The organism is Flavobacterium psychrophilum DSM 3660 = ATCC 49418, assembly GCF_002217405.1.
In the GTDB taxonomy this organism is placed as follows: Bacteria; Bacteroidota; Bacteroidia; order Flavobacteriales; family Flavobacteriaceae; genus Flavobacterium; species Flavobacterium psychrophilum.
In genome coordinates this window covers 113,834-133,864 of record NZ_MUHE01000005.1, presented here as the reverse complement: position 1 = coordinate 133,864, position 20,031 = coordinate 113,834, and the positions used below count along the sequence as shown (strand labels likewise).

18 protein-coding genes are annotated in these 20,031 nt (G+C 31.6%); 10 read left to right on the top strand and 8 right to left on the bottom strand.

Features of this window, described 5'->3' with window-relative positions; genetic code table 11:
* Positions 1-150 precede the first annotated feature (150 nt).
* Positions 151-1,023, bottom strand: coding sequence for a PPK2 family polyphosphate kinase (locus B0A57_RS01175; protein ID WP_011962727.1), 873 nt, complete (start codon positions 1,021-1,023; stop codon positions 151-153).
* 128 nt (positions 1,024-1,151) lie between these two features.
* Here B0A57_RS01175 and B0A57_RS01170 point away from each other — a divergent pair, with 128 nt between their 5' ends.
* The 8 genes from B0A57_RS01170 (at position 1,152) to B0A57_RS01130 (ending at position 8,401) form a co-directional block, all read left to right on the top strand.
* Entirely contained in the window at positions 1,152-1,964 is an 813-nt protein-coding gene (locus B0A57_RS01170; protein WP_011962726.1) for a DUF6929 family protein, read from the top strand.
* Positions 1,961-2,548, top strand: a complete 588-nt coding sequence (locus B0A57_RS01165; RefSeq protein WP_038466329.1) for a phospholipid scramblase-related protein — start codon at positions 1,961-1,963, stop codon at positions 2,546-2,548. Before B0A57_RS01170 ends, B0A57_RS01165 begins: the two co-directional genes overlap by 4 nt.
* A 60-nt stretch (positions 2,549-2,608) precedes the next feature.
* Positions 2,609-3,349 carry a hypothetical protein gene (locus B0A57_RS01160; protein WP_038466324.1) on the top strand — a complete coding sequence of 247 codons (741 nt, stop codon included), beginning with the start codon at positions 2,609-2,611 and terminating at the stop codon, positions 3,347-3,349.
* Between the two features lie 322 nt (positions 3,350-3,671).
* On the top strand, positions 3,672-3,983 hold the full coding sequence (locus B0A57_RS01155) for a hypothetical protein (protein ID WP_123960867.1): 312 nt from the start codon (positions 3,672-3,674) through the stop codon (positions 3,981-3,983).
* 18 nt (positions 3,984-4,001) lie between these two features.
* A complete protein-coding gene (locus tag B0A57_RS01150) occupies positions 4,002-4,301 on the top strand; it encodes a superinfection immunity protein (RefSeq protein ID WP_038466317.1) in 300 nt (99 codons plus the stop codon).
* A gap of 227 nt (positions 4,302-4,528) precedes the next feature.
* Positions 4,529-4,921 carry a hypothetical protein gene (locus tag B0A57_RS01145; RefSeq protein WP_034097829.1) on the top strand — a complete coding sequence of 131 codons (393 nt, stop codon included), beginning with the start codon at positions 4,529-4,531 and terminating at the stop codon, positions 4,919-4,921.
* Between the two features lie 294 nt (positions 4,922-5,215).
* The gene (locus B0A57_RS01140) at positions 5,216-5,815 is read left to right on the top strand and encodes a DUF6134 family protein (protein WP_011962720.1); all 600 of its coding nucleotides are present in this window, start codon (positions 5,216-5,218) and stop codon (positions 5,813-5,815) included.
* 951 nt (positions 5,816-6,766) lie between these two features.
* Positions 6,767-8,401, top strand: coding sequence for an ABC-F family ATP-binding cassette domain-containing protein (locus tag B0A57_RS01130; protein ID WP_038466313.1), 1,635 nt, complete (start codon positions 6,767-6,769; stop codon positions 8,399-8,401).
* Positions 8,402-8,643: 242 nt separating this feature from the next.
* Here the strand turns inward: B0A57_RS01130 and B0A57_RS01125 are convergent, their stop codons facing one another.
* From B0A57_RS01125 to B0A57_RS01100, 5 genes are all read right to left on the bottom strand, one after another.
* Positions 8,644-10,539 (bottom strand): vWA domain-containing protein, encoded by a 1,896-nt coding sequence (locus B0A57_RS01125; RefSeq protein ID WP_034097807.1) that lies wholly within the window; start codon positions 10,537-10,539, stop codon positions 8,644-8,646.
* 36 nt (positions 10,540-10,575) lie between these two features.
* A complete protein-coding gene (locus B0A57_RS01120) occupies positions 10,576-11,484 on the bottom strand; it encodes a hypothetical protein (protein WP_034097806.1) in 909 nt (302 codons plus the stop codon).
* 2 nt (positions 11,485-11,486) lie between these two features.
* Positions 11,487-11,987, bottom strand: coding sequence for an RNA polymerase sigma factor (locus B0A57_RS01115; protein WP_011962711.1), 501 nt, complete (start codon positions 11,985-11,987; stop codon positions 11,487-11,489).
* A gap of 613 nt (positions 11,988-12,600) precedes the next feature.
* Positions 12,601-13,485, bottom strand: coding sequence for an OmpA family protein (locus B0A57_RS01105; RefSeq protein ID WP_034097804.1), 885 nt, complete (start codon positions 13,483-13,485; stop codon positions 12,601-12,603).
* 209 nt (positions 13,486-13,694) lie between these two features.
* The gene (locus B0A57_RS01100) at positions 13,695-15,884 is read right to left on the bottom strand and encodes a glutamine synthetase III family protein (protein ID WP_011962708.1); all 2,190 of its coding nucleotides are present in this window, start codon (positions 15,882-15,884) and stop codon (positions 13,695-13,697) included.
* A 318-nt stretch (positions 15,885-16,202) separates the two neighbouring features.
* Here B0A57_RS01100 and B0A57_RS01095 point away from each other — a divergent pair, with 318 nt between their 5' ends.
* Complete coding sequence (locus B0A57_RS01095; protein ID WP_034097802.1) at positions 16,203-17,159, top strand: TerC family protein; 957 nt, start codon at positions 16,203-16,205, stop codon at positions 17,157-17,159.
* 326 nt (positions 17,160-17,485) lie between these two features.
* Here the strand turns inward: B0A57_RS01095 and B0A57_RS01090 are convergent, their stop codons facing one another.
* Both B0A57_RS01090 and B0A57_RS01085 read right to left on the bottom strand, forming a co-directional pair.
* Positions 17,486-17,887 carry an ExbD/TolR family protein gene (locus tag B0A57_RS01090; RefSeq protein WP_034097800.1) on the bottom strand — a complete coding sequence of 134 codons (402 nt, stop codon included), beginning with the start codon at positions 17,885-17,887 and terminating at the stop codon, positions 17,486-17,488.
* Positions 17,865-18,581, bottom strand: coding sequence for a MotA/TolQ/ExbB proton channel family protein (locus B0A57_RS01085; RefSeq protein ID WP_011962705.1), 717 nt, complete (start codon positions 18,579-18,581; stop codon positions 17,865-17,867). Before B0A57_RS01085 ends, B0A57_RS01090 begins: the two co-directional genes overlap by 23 nt.
* Positions 18,582-18,774: 193 nt before the next feature.
* Between B0A57_RS01085 and B0A57_RS01080 the strand changes: the two genes are divergently transcribed.
* Positions 18,775-19,989: a bifunctional folylpolyglutamate synthase/dihydrofolate synthase gene (locus B0A57_RS01080; protein WP_034097798.1), complete on the top strand. Its 1,215-nt coding sequence runs from the start codon at positions 18,775-18,777 to the stop codon at positions 19,987-19,989.
* Positions 19,990-20,031 lie beyond the last annotated feature (42 nt).

The following is a 20,031-nucleotide window of genomic DNA, read 5'->3' as shown; positions in this document are numbered from 1 at the left end:
AGAACGCAATGAAAATGTTACCTTTTTTTGTTTTAGAACAATATCAAAAATCAATTTCAATAGCAATCCTAACTGACCCCACTATTTTTATTCTTTTTTATTTTTGATATTGCCATTGATATTAAATCTTGTCATTTATTTTTAAAATTACTATTGCAACTGTTCTCTATAAAACTCTAAATTCGCTTTTACTTTTTCATCTAATTGTGGTTCTTTAATATCAGTAAGTTTTTGCATTTCCTCCCAAATAATTTTTGCCACAATATAACGCGCCATATCCTTATCATCGGCAGGAATAACAAACCAAGGCGCCATTTGGCTCGATGTTTTATTAATAGCCTCCTCATAATATTGCATATAATCGTCCCAGCGCTCCCGCTCTTTCATATCGCCTGGCGAAAATTTCCAGTTATCCTCAGCATTTTCTAATCTCTTTAACAATCTTTTTCGCTGTTCTTCCTTACTCATGTGGAAATAAAATTTCAAAACAACCATACCGTTTTGCGCAATATGTTTCTCGAAATTATTAATCTGCTCGAAACGATTTTCCCAAAATTCGGGTTTTATATCCTCCACCTTTTCAATTCCTGGCAAATTCTCATACATAATATATTCAGGATGCACACGAGTCACCAAAACATTCTCGTAATGCGTTCTATTAAAAACGGCAAACTTTCCTTTCTCGGGCAAAGCCAAATAATGTCGCCACAAATAATCATGCTCTAACTCGGTCGAATTGGGTGTTTTAAAACTATGCACCACCACACCACGAGGATTAAACTCCTTAAAAACTTCCCGAATCAAACTATCTTTACCAGAGGTATCCATACCTTGCAAACAAATCAAGAAACTATATTTATTATGCGCATACATTGCATCTTGCTTCTTACTCAATTTTATTTGAACCTTGCTTAAAGCCTCTTTTTTTTCATCCCCATCGGCATCTATTTTTAGCTCAGTCGAAATTTTAGACAACTCAATTTTATCTACAACTTTAAAATCATCAGGATTTATCCAATTCATATTCTTTGTTTTATATTTGTTTTTTTTTAGGAGCTATTTCCAGCTGTACGTTACAATCTTTTCTTTTTTTAAAGAAAAAAAAGAAAAGGATTTCCACTGCCATCTGGGCTAAACTTATCAGCTAAATTATGCAAAAATTTCAACTTTCGGAATACTTAAAAATTTCAGGCATAGGGGCTGCCTCAGGAATCGTGTTTACAAACCACTCGTTATATATCATTAGTGATAACGCAGGATATTTGTATCAATACGATCTAAAATCCGACAAACTAACAAAACATCAAATAATAAAAAACCCCTCCCAAAACATACCTAAAAAAGAAAAACCAGATTTCGAATCAATTACATTAAAAGAAAACAAACTATATATTTTTGGTTCAGGATCTACGCAAAACCGAAATAAAAATATCATTTTCGATATCAAAAAACAGCAAATACAAGAAAATGATTTGTCTAAAACCTACCAAAACATAAAAAACACCATATCCCTTTCAAACGAAGACCTAAACATCGAAGGCGCATTATTTTACAACGAAAAATTATATTTATTGCAACGAGGAAATAGCGCAAATGCTAAAAACGGAATTATTATAATTGGTAATACTGTACATTTTAAACCCATCTCATTACCCAAAATAAAACACACAGAAACCTCCTTTACCGATGCTACTTTAGTACACAACAAAATTTACTTTCTAGCCGCAGCCGAAGACACACTATCTACTTACAATGATGGCGAAATTTTAGGAACTATTATTGGTTGTATCGATCTAAAAACTTTCAAAATCGATTTTACAACCCAAATTTCTAACACTCATAAATTTGAAGGAATAACTTTATTCAAAAATTCGAAATCTCATTTAGAATTCTTACTTTGCGAAGATAATGACACCGAAGTATTACAAACAAAAATTTATAAACTAACAATATCTAAAAAATGAATTCATTATTAAACCAAAATCTTTTTTTAATTAAGGAAAAAGTAGGAATGTTTAAAGCATCAAACAGTTACGACATTTTCGATCCCAATTCTAACAAACACATAATGACCAGTAAAGAACCTAATTTAGGGATTTTTACTAAAATTTTTAGATTCACAAAATACAAAAAACACACCCCGTTTAATGTACTTGTAACCACAACCGAAGGAAAACCAATCCTAAACATGAAACGAGGCGTGGCAATATTTCGTTCAGACATTGAAGTTTTCGACGAAAAAGCACAACTCATAGGTTATTTTAAACAAAAATTCTGGTCTTTTGGAGGCAAGTTCGAAATTGTAGACAAAAACCAAAAACCAGTTTGCACCCTACAAGGAAAATGGACAGGTTGGGATTTCAAATTTAATAAAGACAACAAAGAACTAGGTGCTGTAAGCAAAAAATGGGCAGGAATAGGCAAAGAATTTTTTACCAGCGCCGATAACTATGTGCTTTCTATAAACGAAATCGTACCACAAGACTCTATCGAAAGACAGCTTATTTTTGCTGCTGTAATGGTCATAGATATGGTTCTGAAAGAGTAATTGCAAAATAGTTATAGACCAAGCGAATAGTTGTGTGAAACTTAAGAAAAAATCTTCCAAATGAAAAGACTACTACAAATTATGATTATTATCTTTTCGGTGTCGGCATATACTCAAGAAAGAGTAAATGCAGTTTTACCGAAAATTTCAGCAACAGTATCAAGTAAATTAACTATCGCAACAGGTTGGTTAAAAAACGAAGATGGTCAATGGATTTCGCGAAAAAATCGTATTCCTTTCAAAATAGAAAATAAATTCAAACAATTGATAGATTATGAAAAATATGCATTGGGCGAAAATGGCGAGAATTTCATATCGTATGAATTACGTGACATTAATATAAATGATTCAATATATTGTATTTTAATTAAAAGATATAATGACGGGTATTATAAATATGAATCGATTAATGAAGGCTGGACAAAAAATCAAAGTATAGATTATCACGTTTTTTTAAAGTCAGAGTTAGAAAAGTTTAAGTCAATTAAAAATGACACAATAAATAATTTAGAAATCCCCGTATTGTATAATAATACTTTTAGATATGTAAACACTACAACTTTTTCAAATACTGATATTTCAAAAGATATTTCTAAGCAAATGTTAACTGGAAAAGTTACAGAGCCATTTCTTCAAGAAAGTATTGTGTTCAATATTAAGATATATAAATCTAATGTGCGATTTTTAGTTACTGAAGGAATTGATGAGTCGAATAGGAGTTATCAACGAGCTGAAGATCTTGAAGACTATTACTATGAATCTACAATGCCGATTTTTAACCAATTTATTGTCTTAAAATAAGCTTCACACAACAGGCGTGCTTGTTGCACAACTAAAAATAAGATCCAAAATCAACTTTTTTTGTGCGTTTTAATTTTAATTACTACTGTAAATCAACTAGTTAAAAACAACTAATAATGATAATTTTGTAATCAAATTCGAAACTACAAGTTGTGCAACAGCCACAGGCGTTTGGCAAGATTGCGAATTTTGTAGTAAATACACGTTTATTTCCCGCAAGAAATTTTATCTTTGATAGAAAATAATCGGTTCCGAACTTCGCAACCTCGCCAAGTGCCGGCCCGTGGTGCGTCAGTTTAGAGCGACAGAAACCGAAAACCAAATGGAAGATTTAAAAAAGTTAAAAGAAGAAATAGAGTTTTTAAAATTCACAACAGAAGATGAATTTAATTCAATACGTAAACAGTATGAAAAAACTTTGGAGTTTGTAAATAGTCAAAGTGAAGTTACTTCTGCATTAAACCAAATGATAAATGAAAATATCAATTTTGTAAAAGATGTTTATGAAAAATTTGAAATTAAAGATATAGAAATAAATACTTTAAAACTAAATATACAAATGCTTGAAACTTTAATTAGAACTCAAAACATTAAAATTGAGACATTGGAGTTTGTTCAAAACTTAAAAAAATAATATCAAAAAAATAAAATTATGGGGTCATTCATATTCGGAGTAATAATATTTGCATTATATTTTTTACCATCTATTATTGGATATAAACATAGAAATGCTAATTCAATTTGTCTTCTAAATTTATTTTTAGGTTGGACTTTAATCGGTTGGGTTGTCGCAATGATTTGGGCGGTTTCAGAAGATAAAAAAGAAACTATAATAGTTGAAACCAAAAAAAGTGTTTCCGAACAATTATTGCAGTTAAAAGAATTACACGAAGATGGAACTTTGACCAAAGAGGAATTTGAAGCAGAAAAAAAGCACTTATTAAGAAAATAAAAAAATAAAACCGAACGCACAACATCGTATTTGCAAAATGGCAGGATTGGTGTTTAATTGAAAGATAGTTCCTGTTTTGGAATGATGGTTTTTGAATTGAAAGATTGGGGTTTATTCCGCTGCCACTTCGCCAATATGCGGGAACGTTACCAGTAATTTTACCGTAGAAACCTGAAATTTAGATAATTAAAATAATATTTGAAAGATACAAATCATTAAAATAAAATATGAGTGCAGAAAAAATAGTAGAAAAAAATGGTAGAAAATACTCGGAAATGCTTATGAAACTTGTGGAGAAGTTTGATGAAAACTTACCTACTGAATTGACATTTGAAGAAACTTTAGAAGTTGGAATTGAAGCTTGGAACATTGCAAACAATAAAGAATTTTTACAAAGTAGAAATTTATATGAACCACAAATTAAAAGTTGTAAATATTCAGAAATAGTTAAAAAAATGGTTGACTTCAAAATAGCGAATTTTTCTGAATATAATAACACAATCATTGATTATAGCACCGAAAATGACATTTTAAAAATAAAAACCCAAACTCAAGAAAATAATTTTGAAAGTATAATTCGTCAAATGATAAATATAAAACCAATTAATAAAGAAAAATAAAAACTACTGCCAACAGCAGTTTGCAAAAATGGCGGGTTTTGGTCTTAATTTAAACTTGGTTTTGTACTTGCAAAGTCAGTGTTCAACCGAAAGTCTAGCCTTCCTTAATCCGCCACTTCTGCAAGCTGCGAAACGATGTAGCTAATGTTAAAAAAAACGTAATAAATAAAAAATAAAGTTATGATTACAAAAGTTGAAATCTACACATTTAACATCCATGATAAAAATAACGATGATGTTAAAATAAAATTTGAAGGGAATACTTTAGATGAAATATTTACAACTTAATATTTCATGAAGAAATTTTACACATTGCTACTACTCCTATTTGGTTTAGTAGCCAAAGCACAAGATTTAGTAAACACCTATGACATTAAGGTAAATGGCATTAATGTTGGCGAATTAATAGCCACAAAACATATTGAAGGAGACAAAACAATATACAAATTAAACAGTAAATCTGTAATTACTGTTTTAGGCAAAACAGCTATAACAACCTCTTTTGTTGGAGTATTTAAAAATGAAATTTTGCAGTCTAGCACATACTGCTCCGAAAAAGACGCAAAAATATACGACAGCAGCACTATAACTCAAAACAATGGCATTTATACCATTAGTAGAAAAGGACTAAAATCTACATTAAACAAACCAATTAAATATGTTACCTGCTTGCTATATTTTGAAAAACCTATTAAAAACGAACAATACTTTGATGTTTTAGAAGCTGTATTTAGTCCCATAAAACTTATAGAACCCAATACTTATTTATATATCGACTCAAGTAACAATGAAAAAACAACCTATACTTTTTCAAACAGCATTTTAGAACAAGGAACTACAAAACATTTATTATACAATTACACCTTTACGCTAAGAAAACAAACCCAACACTAACCACATACACTCCTTACCCAAACCAATAAACCACAACAAAACCAACTCTTTATATAAACAAAAAGAAGTATCCAAGTTATCATGCTATCCTTTTTTTAGCTCTCCAAAATACTTTCTAGCACGTGCCAAAAGTAATTTTAAAAGTTTAGCCTTTACAGATAAAACCTCTAATAAGATCATCATGACAGCCTAAAACACTAAATTTAGCTGAAGTAAAAATAAAAATATTGCTACCGCAATTATAAAAATAGCTTCCATCATATAATTGTTTTGCCCCCCAATCCTATTTATTGTCATTGCAATTGTATTTATTATAACCGCTAAATAAATTATAAAAACCGCAGTTATATTTATAGCTTCTGCGGTTATATTTATGCCTTGCGCAGTTATATTTATAGCTTACGCAGTTATATTTATGCCTTGCGCAGCTATATTTATAGCTTACGCAGATATATTTATGCCTTGCGCAGTTATATTTATAGCTTCCGCAGTTATGTTTATGCCTTGCGCAGTTATATTTATACTGTTTTGACCCCTATAAAAAAAGCGTTTGATTTGAATTAGATTGAAAGTAATAAATACAATACTTCTTAATAACTAAAACAATAAATACTTAAAAATTTCTATATCAATACATTACAATGAGTAAATAATAGAATATTTCAATAATTTTAATGTTCAATATATAAAGTTTCAATCCTATTTTTATTCGATTTGTAGCCTAAATTGGGAGCCGTTATATTTCCGAAAAGTTCTAGAATAAACTTTTTTTGTAGCTTAAATCACTCTCTAATCCATATAGATAAAGAGTGTTTATTGTTTTTATTTTAGATATAAATCAAATATCTGAATTCTTTTTTTTCATAATTCAAATTCATATTTAAAATTGTCAAATTCCCTAATTAAACTATCTTTGCACCTTCAAAAAATCGATTAAATAAATAACCGAAAATGATTACAGTAAACGATATTTCCGTACAATTTGGCGGAACCACTTTATTTAGCGATGTTTCTTTTGCTATCAATGAAAATGACAAAATTGCCTTAATGGGTAAGAATGGTGCAGGAAAATCTACTTTATTAAAAATAATTTCGGGTCAAAGCAAACCATCAACAGGAAATGTATCGGCACCAAAAGATGCAGTAGTTGCCTATTTGCCTCAGCATTTGCTTACTACCGATGGCGCCACGGTAATGGAAGAAACTTCGAAAGCATTCGGAGAAGTTTTTGCCATGAAAGCTGAAATTGACCAAATAAACGAGCAATTAACCGTTCGTACCGATTATGAAAGCGATGAGTACATGAAACTCATAGAAAGAGTTTCGGACTTGTCGGAAAAATTTTATGCGATTGAAGAAATAAATTACGAAGCCGAAGTTGAGAAAATCTTAACTGGTTTAGGATTTATGCGTGAAGATTTTACCCGCCAAACATCAGAATTTTCTGGTGGTTGGAGAATGCGAATCGAACTGGCCAAAATCTTATTACAAAAACCAGATTTAATTTTGCTAGATGAGCCTACAAACCACATGGATATCGAAAGTATCCAATGGTTAGAGGATTTCTTAATCAATTCTGCCAAAGCCGTTGTAGTAATTTCCCACGATAGAGCTTTTGTAGATAATATTACCAATCGTACTATCGAAGTCACGATGGGAAGAATTTACGATTACAAAGCCAAATATTCTCATTATTTAGAGCTTAGAAAAGACCGAAGAATTCATCAGCAAAAAGCGTATGACGAACAACAAAGAATGATTGCTGATAACAGAACTTTTATAGACCGTTTTAAAGGAACTTTTTCTAAAACCGATGCAGTACAATCTCGTGTGAAGATGTTAGAAAAACTAGTTATCGTTCAGGTTGATGAGGTAGATACTTCAGCGCTAAAACTAAAATTTCCGCCAGCTATTCGTTCCGGTCAATATCCTGTTGTGGTAAAAGACATGACAAAATCGTATGGCGATAAAGTCATTTTTCAAGATGCCAATATTGTGATTGAACGTGGCGAAAAAGTGGCTTTTGTAGGAAAAAATGGCGAAGGAAAATCGACCATGATTAAAGCCATTATGAAAGAAATAGAAATCAATTCTGGAAGTGTCGAAATTGGACACAACTCACAAATTGGTTATTTTGCTCAAAATCAAGCCGCATTACTAGACGAAAACGGAACCATATTTTCTACTATCGATGATATTGCTGTGGGTGATGTGCGTACCAAAATAAAAGATATCTTAGGAGCGTTTATGTTTCAAGGCGATGACATTACTAAGAAAGTAAAAGTACTTTCTGGTGGCGAAAAAACACGTTTGGCAATGATTAAATTATTGTTAGAACCTGTTAATTTATTAATTCTCGATGAGCCTTCAAATCACTTAGATATGAAGACCAAAGATATTATTAAAGATGCTTTGCGTGATTTCGACGGTACATTAATCCTTGTATCTCACGATCGTGATTTCCTCGACGGTTTAGCCACCAAAGTTTTTGAATTTGGCAACAAACGTGTCAAAGAACATTTTGAAGATATTGCTGGTTTCTTAGCACATAAGAAAATGGATAGTATGAAAGAGATTGAGAAATAATGCCAATTAATCTTTAAAAAAAACATACCATTTATTGATGATATTGTCATTCCTAGGAACGAGGAATCACATAATCTAATTAATTTTATGAGATTCCTCATTCCTCGGAATGACAAACAGTGTGATTATTATTACAGTTAATCTCAAATTTAAAATGGTTAAAAATTATTTTAACACGAAATAAAACCCGTCTCGTTTTTAAGAACGAGACGGGTTTTTCAATAAAAAAATTAAGCAAAAACTTATTTTACAGCTTCAACCAATCTAATAAATTCTGCTTTGTAACCATCTAAATCATTAGACAAACCCAATCTGGCTAGTTTTTTAATATCTTCAGATGATTTGTTGGCAATTAGTTTAGAATCTCTTAGTTTTAATCCAAACCAAGCGACTGCTGTTGCAAATTTTAAATCATTAGTAGCGTTTTCTAATACGGTAGATTTGTTTTCAATAATCTGAACCATTTCTATACTCTTCTGGGCATCAGGTTTTTTGTAACGGAATTTTATGGTAGCCAGTTCGTCGTTATAATTATTGTCTGTCACTTCTGTTTTTGTGTATTTTAAATCGGAGGTTTGGTTATAAAAATCACTGTTTGTTCCTATTGGGATAATTTCGTATAAAGCCGTTACGGTATGGTTGCTGCCTAATTCTCCAGCATCAATAGCATCATTTTTAAAATCTTCTGGGCGTAGTTTTCTGTTTTCGTAACCAATTAATCTATAGCTTTGTACGTGTTTTGGGTTAAATTCAATTTGAATTTTTACATCTTTGGCAATAGCAAACATTGATCCTTTAAATTCTTTACCCAAAAACCGATTGGCTTCCTGAATGTTATCTATATAAGCGTAATTTCCGTTGCCTTTATCGGCAAGAATTTCCATTTTGCTGTCTTTGTAATTTCCCATGCCGTACCCCAAACAGGTTAAGAAAACACCTGACTCTCTTTTGTCTTCAATTAATGTTTGCATAGCAGAATCGGAAGTGCTACCTACGTTAAAATCGCCGTCGGTGGCTAGAATAACACGATTGTTACCGTCTTTTATAAAATTTTCTTGGGCAGTTTTGTAAGCCAATTCTATTCCTGCACCACCAGCAGTACTTCCGCCAGCATTTAGTTTTTCTAGTGCATTTATAATAGTTTGTTTCTCGTTTCCAGCAGTTGGGGGCAAAACTAATCCTGCAGCACCAGCATATACAACAATGGCTACTTTGTCTTGTTTGCGCAGTTGTTCTACTAATATTTTTAACGATTCTATTAGTAATGGTAATTTGTTGTCGGCATTCATAGAGCCCGAAACATCGATTAAAAAAACTAGGTTAGAAGCGGGTAAATCATTAGTAGGGATGTTTTTGCCTTGTAAACCAATTTGTACTAATTTATGTTTGCTATTCCAAGGGCACTCGCTGTATTGGGTAGTAATAGAAAACGGGTGATTGTCTTTGGGTTGGGGGTATTGGTATTTAAAAAAATTAATCATTTCTTCGACTCTTACGGCATCTTTTGGTACTTTTTGTCCGTTGTTTATCAATCGCCGAATGTTGGTATAAGAAGCATTATCTACATCGATAGAAAAAGTAGAAAGGGGTGCTGTTTTTGGACTCTCAAAAGGGTTTTCTATCCAACTATTGTAATCTTCATTATTAGGAACTGGGGTTTTGGTACTGTTTGGAATAGAAGGATTTTTGCATACAGCAACATTAGAATTTACTGGTACATTATAAATTTTTTCAGATAATTCTTGACTATTTTGAGCTTTTTTTCTTTCTTTTCTTGATGGAGTAGATTTGTTATCTGATTCATATTCTGACGAATAACCTGTAACCACAACTTCTTGTAGTTTTTGGTTATTATCTTTCATGCTAACATTAATAACAGTTGAGGTACCAATAACTCTAACCTCATCATTCATTCCCATAAAACTGTACACTAATGTTTGTCCAACGTTGGCTTGAATTTTGTAGCTTCCAGCAAAATCTGTTGAGGTTCCTTTTTTGGTTTCTTTTACCATAACATTTACCCCTGGCATTGGTCCAGAAGCATCGGTTACAATTCCTGTTATTGTTTTATCTTGCCCAAAAAACAAAGTTGACATTAGCATCATTATGCTTGCTGAAATAATTTTTAAGCTTTTCATGATTTTAGTTTTTTTAATTAATTTTTTAAATGTTGCCTATTGGGGTGCTACTGGTTTTCCTGTTTTAGTAGTAATAATTACGACGCCTTTTTTTCCTTTTTCGCCATATATTGCCGTTGCTTTTTGGTCTTGCAAGATTTTAATCGTTTTAATTTCTTGCTTGTCTAATGGAGCATAAGGACTTGTTGGGTTTTTGCCAAAAAGCGATTCTTCCGAATAGTAAGTGCCGTTTATAATATATAAAGGTTCTTTTAGGTAAACAGTTTCAAATGTTTCTTTGTCTAATTCTGATATGATTTCTTCGCCAGATTTTTTGTTATGGGTAATTGGTTTTCCATCGATAACAACTAACGGAATGTTTTTTTTCTCCTGAATTTCACTTTTATCGTCTTCTGCATCTTTAACATAGCTTTTTACACTAACGGCATCATAAACATTCCCTTTTAAAACAGAATTGGAAGTAGAAGCAGCGGATTTTTTGCTTTTTTCTGCTGTCGAATAGGCTTCAACAACCATTTCTTCTGCTTTTTCTGAAGATTGAGTTGGTTCATCATTTACAACCACAGTTTGAGCATTAGTAATTTGTTTTTGTAATATTTCTTCTGCACCACTTTTTATGATGGGTTTTTTAGTATTTAAAATTGTATTTTCTTGGGTAATAGTTTCTGGTCGCATTTCTTTTTTTACATCGGAAACTACAATTTCGTTTTCAGGAGTTATTATTTTATCTTCCGTTTTTAGGAACTGAAAGGCGATAATTCCTAGTAAAACTAACGATGCTGCTACAGCTAATTTTTTCCAATTGTTGTTTTGTTTTTTGTAAACAACCGTATCTAGTTTTGCATCTACTCGTGACCATATTTTTTCTATTTCGGGAAAGTCTTTGGTTTCTGCTTTTTTGGCGGCGCTTTTAAATTGTTCGAATATTTTATCTTGATTTTTCATTTTTACTTTGCTTGTTTGTAATAAAGATTATTTACTAAATCTTTCAACTTTGTTTTGGCAACATTTAATTGTGATTTTGATGTGCCTTCAGAAATGTTGAGTAACGTTGCTATTTCCTTGTGACTGTAGCCTTCAATAGCAAATAGATTGAAAATTGTTTTGCAGCCCGCAGGAATATAATCTAACAATTTGAGTAAGTCTTCTTCTTCTAAATGTGTGTTTGGCAAACTCTCTGGTTGTAGTTGAAGCTTTGTGTCCTCTAAATAGATATTGAAGTTTACTTTGTGTTTGAGCTGATGGAGACAGTTATTTACTGCAATTTTTCGAGCCCAAGCTTCGAAAGCACCAAGCTCTTTTAGCATGTCTATTTTTATAAAAATGGTATAAAATGTATCGGCCAAGACCTCTTCTATTTCTTCCTCTTTCTTTAGGTAGCGCTTGCAAGTGCGGTACAATTTTGGTGCCATTTGCTCATACACCTGACGTTGTGCGTCTCGGTGCATTTTTTTGCAGGCAATTAATACGTTTTCGTTTATCACAATTGGTGTCTTTATACTAAAGAGGCTTTTTTTTATAAAAAGGTTGGGACGAAGGTAAAATATTTTTTCTGATGACTATGTTGTAGTGGCTGTTTTGCGATTGCTTTTTTGTCAGTTTAGTGGTATTTCTGGTGCTTTTTTTATGTGCTGTTTCTTTTTCTTTCGGCGGTTATTCTAATTGTAATTGCGGTTGTAATAAATGGGTTTGCGCAAGGTACAAATGAAACTGCGGAAGGCATAAATATAACTGCGGAAGCTATAAATATAACTGCGGTTATAATAAATACAATTGCAATGACAATAAATAGGATTGGGGGGCAAACATATTATATGGTGGAAGCTATTTTTATAATTGCGGTAGCAATATTTTTATTTCTGCTTCAGCTAAATTTAGTCTTTTAGGTTGTCATGATGATCTTATTAGAGGTTTTATCTAGGGCAAACGCACACTTTTTTATGTAAAAACAAATAAAAGTTATGGAAGAATAGAATCAAGAAAATGCAGTGTGATTTCTAACTTTTTATTTAGTAAATTGGATAAAAACTCTTTTTACAAAGACGATTTTTTTTTTATGCTTTAATTTTCGATAACCTCAATTTCAACTCGGCGATTGGCTGCTCGTTCTTCTTCGGTGTTTTCGGGCAAAGGGAACAACGGAATCGAACTTCCAAAACCTTTGAAATCCATTCTTGTTTTTTCTATTCCGTTAAGTTCTAAAAACTGCTTCACGGCTTTTGCTCTTTGGGTTGACAAGTCTTTTCGATCTACAGATACGCAACACAAATGACCATGAATACTAATTATCATTTCTGGTCTTTGTTGCATTACAAGTAATAACTCGTATAATTTTCCTCGAGAATCGTTAGTTACGGCAAAAGTATTGGTAATAAAATTTAGGTTATTCAGTTTTAATTTTGTTCCTGGCACTGCGTAACAAAGTGCTTCCATAAATTTAACATCGAGTTTGTATTCTGATTTTGTGCCGTTAAAATTATCTATCACTACTTTGTTTGGAAAAACAATTGGTTTCTTAATTTTGGTTTTTTCTTTTGATTTTAAACCTAAAATCTCATCTTCATGAATAATGTCTTTTTGCAATAAATAGTAAATAGTTACTTTTCTGTTTTCGGATTTATTTTTTGATTGTTGGGAGTGTTCACCAAAGCTTCTGGTTTTAAAATCCTCTCGAATATTTATTTTTTGCTTTATGTTTTGATACACTTTTTGAACCCTTTTTAATGCTAATGAATCGTTGTATTGGTTGGTTCCGTCTTCATCTGTATATCCATTTATAGCTAATACTTTGCTTGTTGGGTTCTGGCTTATCCAAGTTTGAAGTTCCTTATTTTCTTGTCCTGACAATTCGTATTTATTACTATCAAAATACACTGAGAATTGCTCTTGGGCATTTGCTAGATAAATATTAACCAAAAATAATATGTATATAAAAAGTTTTTTCATTTTATTAATTTACTAAAAAAAGATTGTCGATTAATTAAAAACAATACCCGCAAAAAAATTGTTTTATTCTCAAATCATTTTCAAATATAATTAAAAGTTACAAGCCAGAAATTTTTAAAAGCTAAAAAGCTTTTTTTGCTTTAATAAAACAAAAAAGTCGAACATCTAGAAACTTTCAGATATTCGACTTGATTGTTTTTAACTAATTATTATTTTGTAAACAATAACTCTCTATATTTTGTTAATGTCCAACTTTCGTTATCTACTAACAATTCTAGTTTGTCGCAGTGTTCGCGAATTTTATCAAAATAAGGTTTTACAGCATCGCAATATGATTCTGCCATTTTTTGAGCATTGGTTATAACATTTGCTTTTTTACGAGCTTCTGTCATGGCTTCAACTTTAGTATTAATACCCTCTATATGTTCAGAAATTTCTTTGATTAAAACTATTTGTTCTTTACCAATTTTTTTAAATTCATCTCCAAAAATATCTTTCAATCCTTTTACATTTTCTATTAATGTGTTTTGGTATTTAATGGCTGTTGGAATCACGTGATTACGAGCAATATCTCCTAAAACACGACCTTCAATTTGAATTTTCTTAGTATATTCTTCTAATTCAATTTCGTAACGAGCTTCTACTTCAACGTGGTTCATGACGTTCATTTCAGAGAATAAGTCTAAAGCTTGTTTAGACACTTTTGCTTTTAATGCTAATGGTGTGGTTTTAAAATTACTTAAACCACGTTTTTTAGCTTCTACTTCCCAAGCATCGCTATAACCATCTCCTTCGAAAAGAATTTTCTTAGATTTTTTGATGTATTCTCTCAAAACATTGAAAATAGCATCGTCTTTTTTCATGTCTTTGCTTTCTATTAAAGCATCAACTTCTATTTTAAAATCTTTCAATTGTTTGGCTACAATTGTATTTAATATGGTCATTGAGTTTGCACAATTTGCAGAAGAACCAACGGCTCTGAACTCAAATTTATTTCCTGTAAAGGCAAATGGTGATGTTCTATTTCTGTCGGTATTATCTAAAAGCACATCTGGAATTTTACCTACTACGTTTAGTTTTAAATCTGTTTTTTCTTCTGGAGATAATTTCCCTGTTGTAACGCCTTCTAGCTCAGCCAACACTTTTGTTAATTGCTCGCCAATAAATACAGATATAATTGCTGGTGGCGCTTCGTTTGCTCCTAATCTGTGGTCATTTGTTGCTGTTGCAATGGCTGCTCTTAATAATTCTTCATAATCGTTTACCGCTTTGATGGTATTGATAAAAAACGACAAGAATTGAAGGTTACTCATTGGCGTTTTGCTTGGACTTAACAAATTTATTCCAGTATCTGTTGCTAATGACCAGTTGTTGTGTTTTCCTGACCCATTTACTCCTTTGAAAGGTTTTTCGTGAAATAATACTTTAAAATCATGGCGCTCTCCTACTTTATGCATCACATCCATTAATAATGAATTGTGGTCTACGGCAAGGTTTGTTTCTTCGAAAATAGGTGCCAACTCGAACTGATTGGGTGCTACTTCGTTATGACGTGTTTTTACTGGAATTCCAAGATACATACATTCTTGTTCTAACTCACGCATATAATTTAACGCTCTTGTTGGGATTGACCCAAAATAATGGTCGTCTAATTGTTGTCCTTTTGCAGAAGTGTGTCCTAATAAAGTTCTTCCTGTCATGAGAATATCAGGGCGAGAATTTGCTAAAGCTACATCGATTAAGAAATATTCTTGTTCCCAACCTAAAGTTGCGGTTACTTTTTTAACATTTTTATCAAAATATTTACAAACGTCTGTCGCAGCTTGATCTATTGAATGCAGTGCACGTAATAATGGTGTTTTGTAATCTAATGCTTCACCTGTATAAGATATAAAAACCGTTGGGATACATAAAGTAGTTCCGAAGATAAATGCTGGCGATGTTGGATCCCAAGCCGTATAACCACGAGCTTCAAATGTATTTCTAATTCCTCCGTTAGGAAAACTTGATGCGTCTGGTTCTTGTTGAACCAATTGTGCGCCACCAAATTTTTCAAATGACTCGCTTCCGTCGTAAGAAGTTTCAAAAAAGGCATCATGTTTTTCAGCAGTGGTTCCTGTAAGAGGTTGAAACCAGTGTGTATAATGAGTCACTCCTTTAGACAATGCCCATTCTTTCATACCCATGGCGATATAATCGGCTAATTTTCTATCAATTTTTGTTCCGTGCTGTACGGCGTCTTTCACTCCTTTATACGCATCTGAAGTAAGAAATTGCTTCATTGCTTTGTCATTAAACACATTTGCTCCGAAAATATTAGATTTTCTATCGGCTTCTTCAAATTTTACAGGTTTTCTTCCTGATGCTTCTTTTAATGCTTGAAAACGAATTGTTGACATAAAAATTGATTTTTAAAAGTTATACCCCATTAATTATACTGCAAATATATAATTTTTTGTTGAAATAAAATTTTAACCCCTATTTTTTTAGGGTAAATATTTAAAATAAGTAATTTGTCTTTAAAATTATCTTTATATGATTATAACCCATATTTGAGAAAATTTGAAGATCACTATTGTTTCTTGATATTATTTTTTGATATTGATTTTTGATATTGAAAAGATTATATTTGCATTAGAATTATTTTTTCACTCAAAAACTACGCTTTTTTTTTTGAAATTTGTAATTCGGCATTTTTTAATTCGTAATTCAATAATATGATAGTTTGGTTTTTATTTCTTGCAATGGTTTTTGTTATTTTGGCACTCGATTTAGGGATTTTTAATAAAACCCCTCATATTGTTAGTACAAAAGAAGCTAGCAAATGGACCGCTATTTGGGTTACTTTGTCTTTTGCCTTTTCTGGTGTTATTTACTGGTTGTACGGAACAGATTTTGTTAACAATCCGAATAACCTTTCGCAAACAGCTGCTGCACTAAAATTTGTTACGGGTTATTTAATAGAATTATCATTAAGTGTAGATAATATATTTATAATTGCCATTATTTTTGCTTCTTTTAAAATACCACAAAAATACCAACACCGAGTATTGTTTTGGGGAATTCTTGGAGCTATATTTTTTAGAGGTATAATGATTTCTTTTGGGGTTATTCTGATTAAAAATTTTAGCTGGACAAATTATGTTTTTGGCGCTTTCCTTCTATTTACAGCTATTAAAATGCTGTTTAGCAAAGAAGACGAAGAAAATTTCGAGCCAAAAGACTCTTTTGTTTACAAAACTTTAGGCAAAATTATACCTATTACTTCTGAAAGTGATAAACAGAAATTTTTTATTCCTACCAAAAAAGGAAAAGCAGCCACACCGCTTTTTGTAGCTTTGATTGTAATTGAGGTCATGGATGTTTTATTTGCAGTAGATAGTGTTCCTGCTATATTGGCTATTACTTCCGATCCGTTTTTAGTTTTTAGTTCGAATATTTTTGCCATTCTTGGCTTGCGCTCTATGTATTTCTTTTTAGCTAATATGCTAGAAAAATTTAGTTATCTAGAATATAGCTTAATTGCAATTTTAAGTTTTGTAGGTCTAAAAATGATATCGCATGATTATATCGAAATTCCTGAATGGGCATCGTTAGGATTTATTGCTGTTTCGTTGCTCGTTGGGATTTTAGTTTCATTAAAAATGGGTAGCGAACAAGAACTAAACGATTAAGTTCTTTTTGCTGCGAAATATAACCTCCTTTTGTTATTACCTTTACTATATAGGGATAATTGCTATAAGAATAAAAATTACTTTTTACAGAAAAGGTTAATACATCTTTAGATTGAAGTTCTAAATCATTTGTTTTTTTTTAGAATGTTTTTTTTAATCATTTTATAATAAAACCAATGCTTTGTTAGAATTTATAAATTTGAATAGAAAGGTATGCCCTAGCCCTGAACTTTTATAAAAAAACCATTTAGTTTTCTCTAAATGGTTTTTTTTTATAAAAGATATAGCGAAAAGCAGGAATAGCTCCTTAATAAAAATATTTAATTTTATTTGCTTGCACTGGTAGCTATTACAAATTTTAAATTGTTTTTTACGCCTATTTGCAAAACATCGACTAAATCTTGCACTTGCATATTGTACGGAATGCGAACAATGACTGCTTGGTCTTTGGTTGCTCCTAATTTTGACAGTAAAGTAGTTTCTAAGTTATCGAACGGGACTTCTTGTTTGTCTAGATAAAACTTCTTGGCTTCGGTAACTGAAAGTGTAATGTGTTGCTTGTTTGTTTTTTCGTTATTTTTAGATTTTGGCAAGGTCATTTTTATGACATTTGGGTTTGCCAATGTAGATATGATTAGGAAAAATAATAGCAAAAAGAACATAATATCACTTAATGACGATGTTGCTATTTCTGCATGAAATCGTTTATTTCGTTTTATTTGTGGCATTTGGTCTCTGAATTATGTTTACAAATTCTAATACATGGCGCTGAATATTTAACGAAAAACTATCTATGACTCCGTTAAATAAATGGTAGGCAGAGTAAGCTACAAGCCCAACAATTAGCCCTGAACCAGAGCTAATCATTTTCTCGTAGAGACCACCAGAAATATTCCCTATACTTATGTTTTCTGTAATAGAAATACTATAAAAAATCTTAATTACACCGCCAATAGTTCCTATAAAACCTAAGGTTGGCGCAATACCTGCTATAAGTCCTAGATGCCCCAAGCGTTGTTCCATTTGCCCAATTTCTATATTGGCCACTTTTTCCATATTCGATTCAATCTCTGCAATAGGTCTGCCTATGGTATGAAGCCCTTCTTTTATAACATTTCCGGAGGCTGTGGTGTCTTTTTCGGCAGAAGCAATTGCCATTTCGATATGACCAGAATTTAGATGAATCCTGATGTCTTTCATCAAATGAGTGTCGTATTTTGTGTGCTTTTTTAAATAGAGATACCGCTCGATGATTACATAAATCGTGTAAAACAGTAATAAGGCAATTGGGATTAAGAAAAATCCGCCTTTCATAATAAATCCTAAAACTGAAATTTCGTTGTCTTTTACAACATTTTGAATGACTGCGCTAGATGCAGCAGCAATGGTGTCGTTTTGGGCTTGTAAAAAAAATCCAATCATGTGGGTAAAGTACTTTATTTATATTAAAAAATAGCTCAATTTTGCATAAAGGTAATTGTCTATTTTATATTAAACTAAAAAATAGATAAATTATTTTATGAACAATGAAAATAACTTATTATAACCAATTTATAGTTTTATTTTTTCGTGAATTAAAAAGAACTTGTATTTTAAATATTTATTTAATCATTATATGAATTACCAACAAACTTTAGACTGGCTATTTGCACAACTACCCATGTACCAGCAGCAAGGTGCTTCGGCATACAGAAAAGATTTAGTAAACACCATTTTGCTGGCCAATCATTTGGGAAATCCTGAGCTAAAAGTAAAAACGATTCACGTAGCAGGAACTAATGGTAAAGGCTCTAGCTCGTCTATGATTGCTTCGGTTTTACAAGAAGCAGGTTACAAAGTTGGGCTATACACTTCTCCACATTTAAAAGATTTTAGGGAGAGGATAAAAATAAATGGACTAGCAATTTCTGAAGATTTTGTAATAGATTTTGTTGCTAAAAACAAACCTTTTTTTGAAGAAAACAACTTAAGTTTTTTTGAAATGACAGTGGGCTTGTCTTTCGATTATTTTGCAAAACAAGAAATTGATGTTGCAGTCATTGAAGTAGGAATGGGCGGAAGACTAGATTCTACAAATATTATTAAACCGCTAGTTTCGGTAATTACTAATATTGGTTTAGATCACACTCTCTTTTTAGGCAATACATTAGAAGCTATTGCAAACGAAAAAGCGGGGATCATAAAACCCAATACCCCTGTAATTGTAGGAGAATACAACGACAAAACCAAAGGAGTTTTTTTAGCTAAAGCCAAAGATTGTAAGGCAGATATTTATTTTGCTTCAGATTTAATCACTAAAGAATATCCGAGTGATTTATTAGGCGATTACCAGCAACAAAATAAGAAAACAGCTATTCAAACCATTAGGGTATTAAAACCTCATTTTTCTGTTTCGGAAGAAAATCTAAAAGACGGATTACTAAATGTGGCAAAAAACACAGGTTTATTAGGTCGTTGGCAACAAATACATTCAAATCCAAAAGTAATTTGCGATACAGCTCACAATAGTCATGGCTTAAAAATTGTATTAAATCAGATTCAAAAAGAAGAATTTGACAACTTATTTTTTGTTCTAGGCTTTGTAAACGATAAGGATTTAGACGATGTTTTACCTTTATTTCCCAAAAAAGCTAAATATTTTTTTAGCAAGCCAAATATTTTTAGAGGATTAGACGCTAAGATTCTACAAGAAAAAGCTACTAATTTTGGACTAACAGGAAACATATACAACTCTATTACAGAGGCTTACAAAGAAGCCTTGAAATTATCATCACAAAATGATTTTATTTATATTGGTGGAAGTACATTTGTTGTTGCAGAAATTTTATAATTTTATTCGATTTTTGTTTGCAGAACTAAAAAAAGGTCTTAT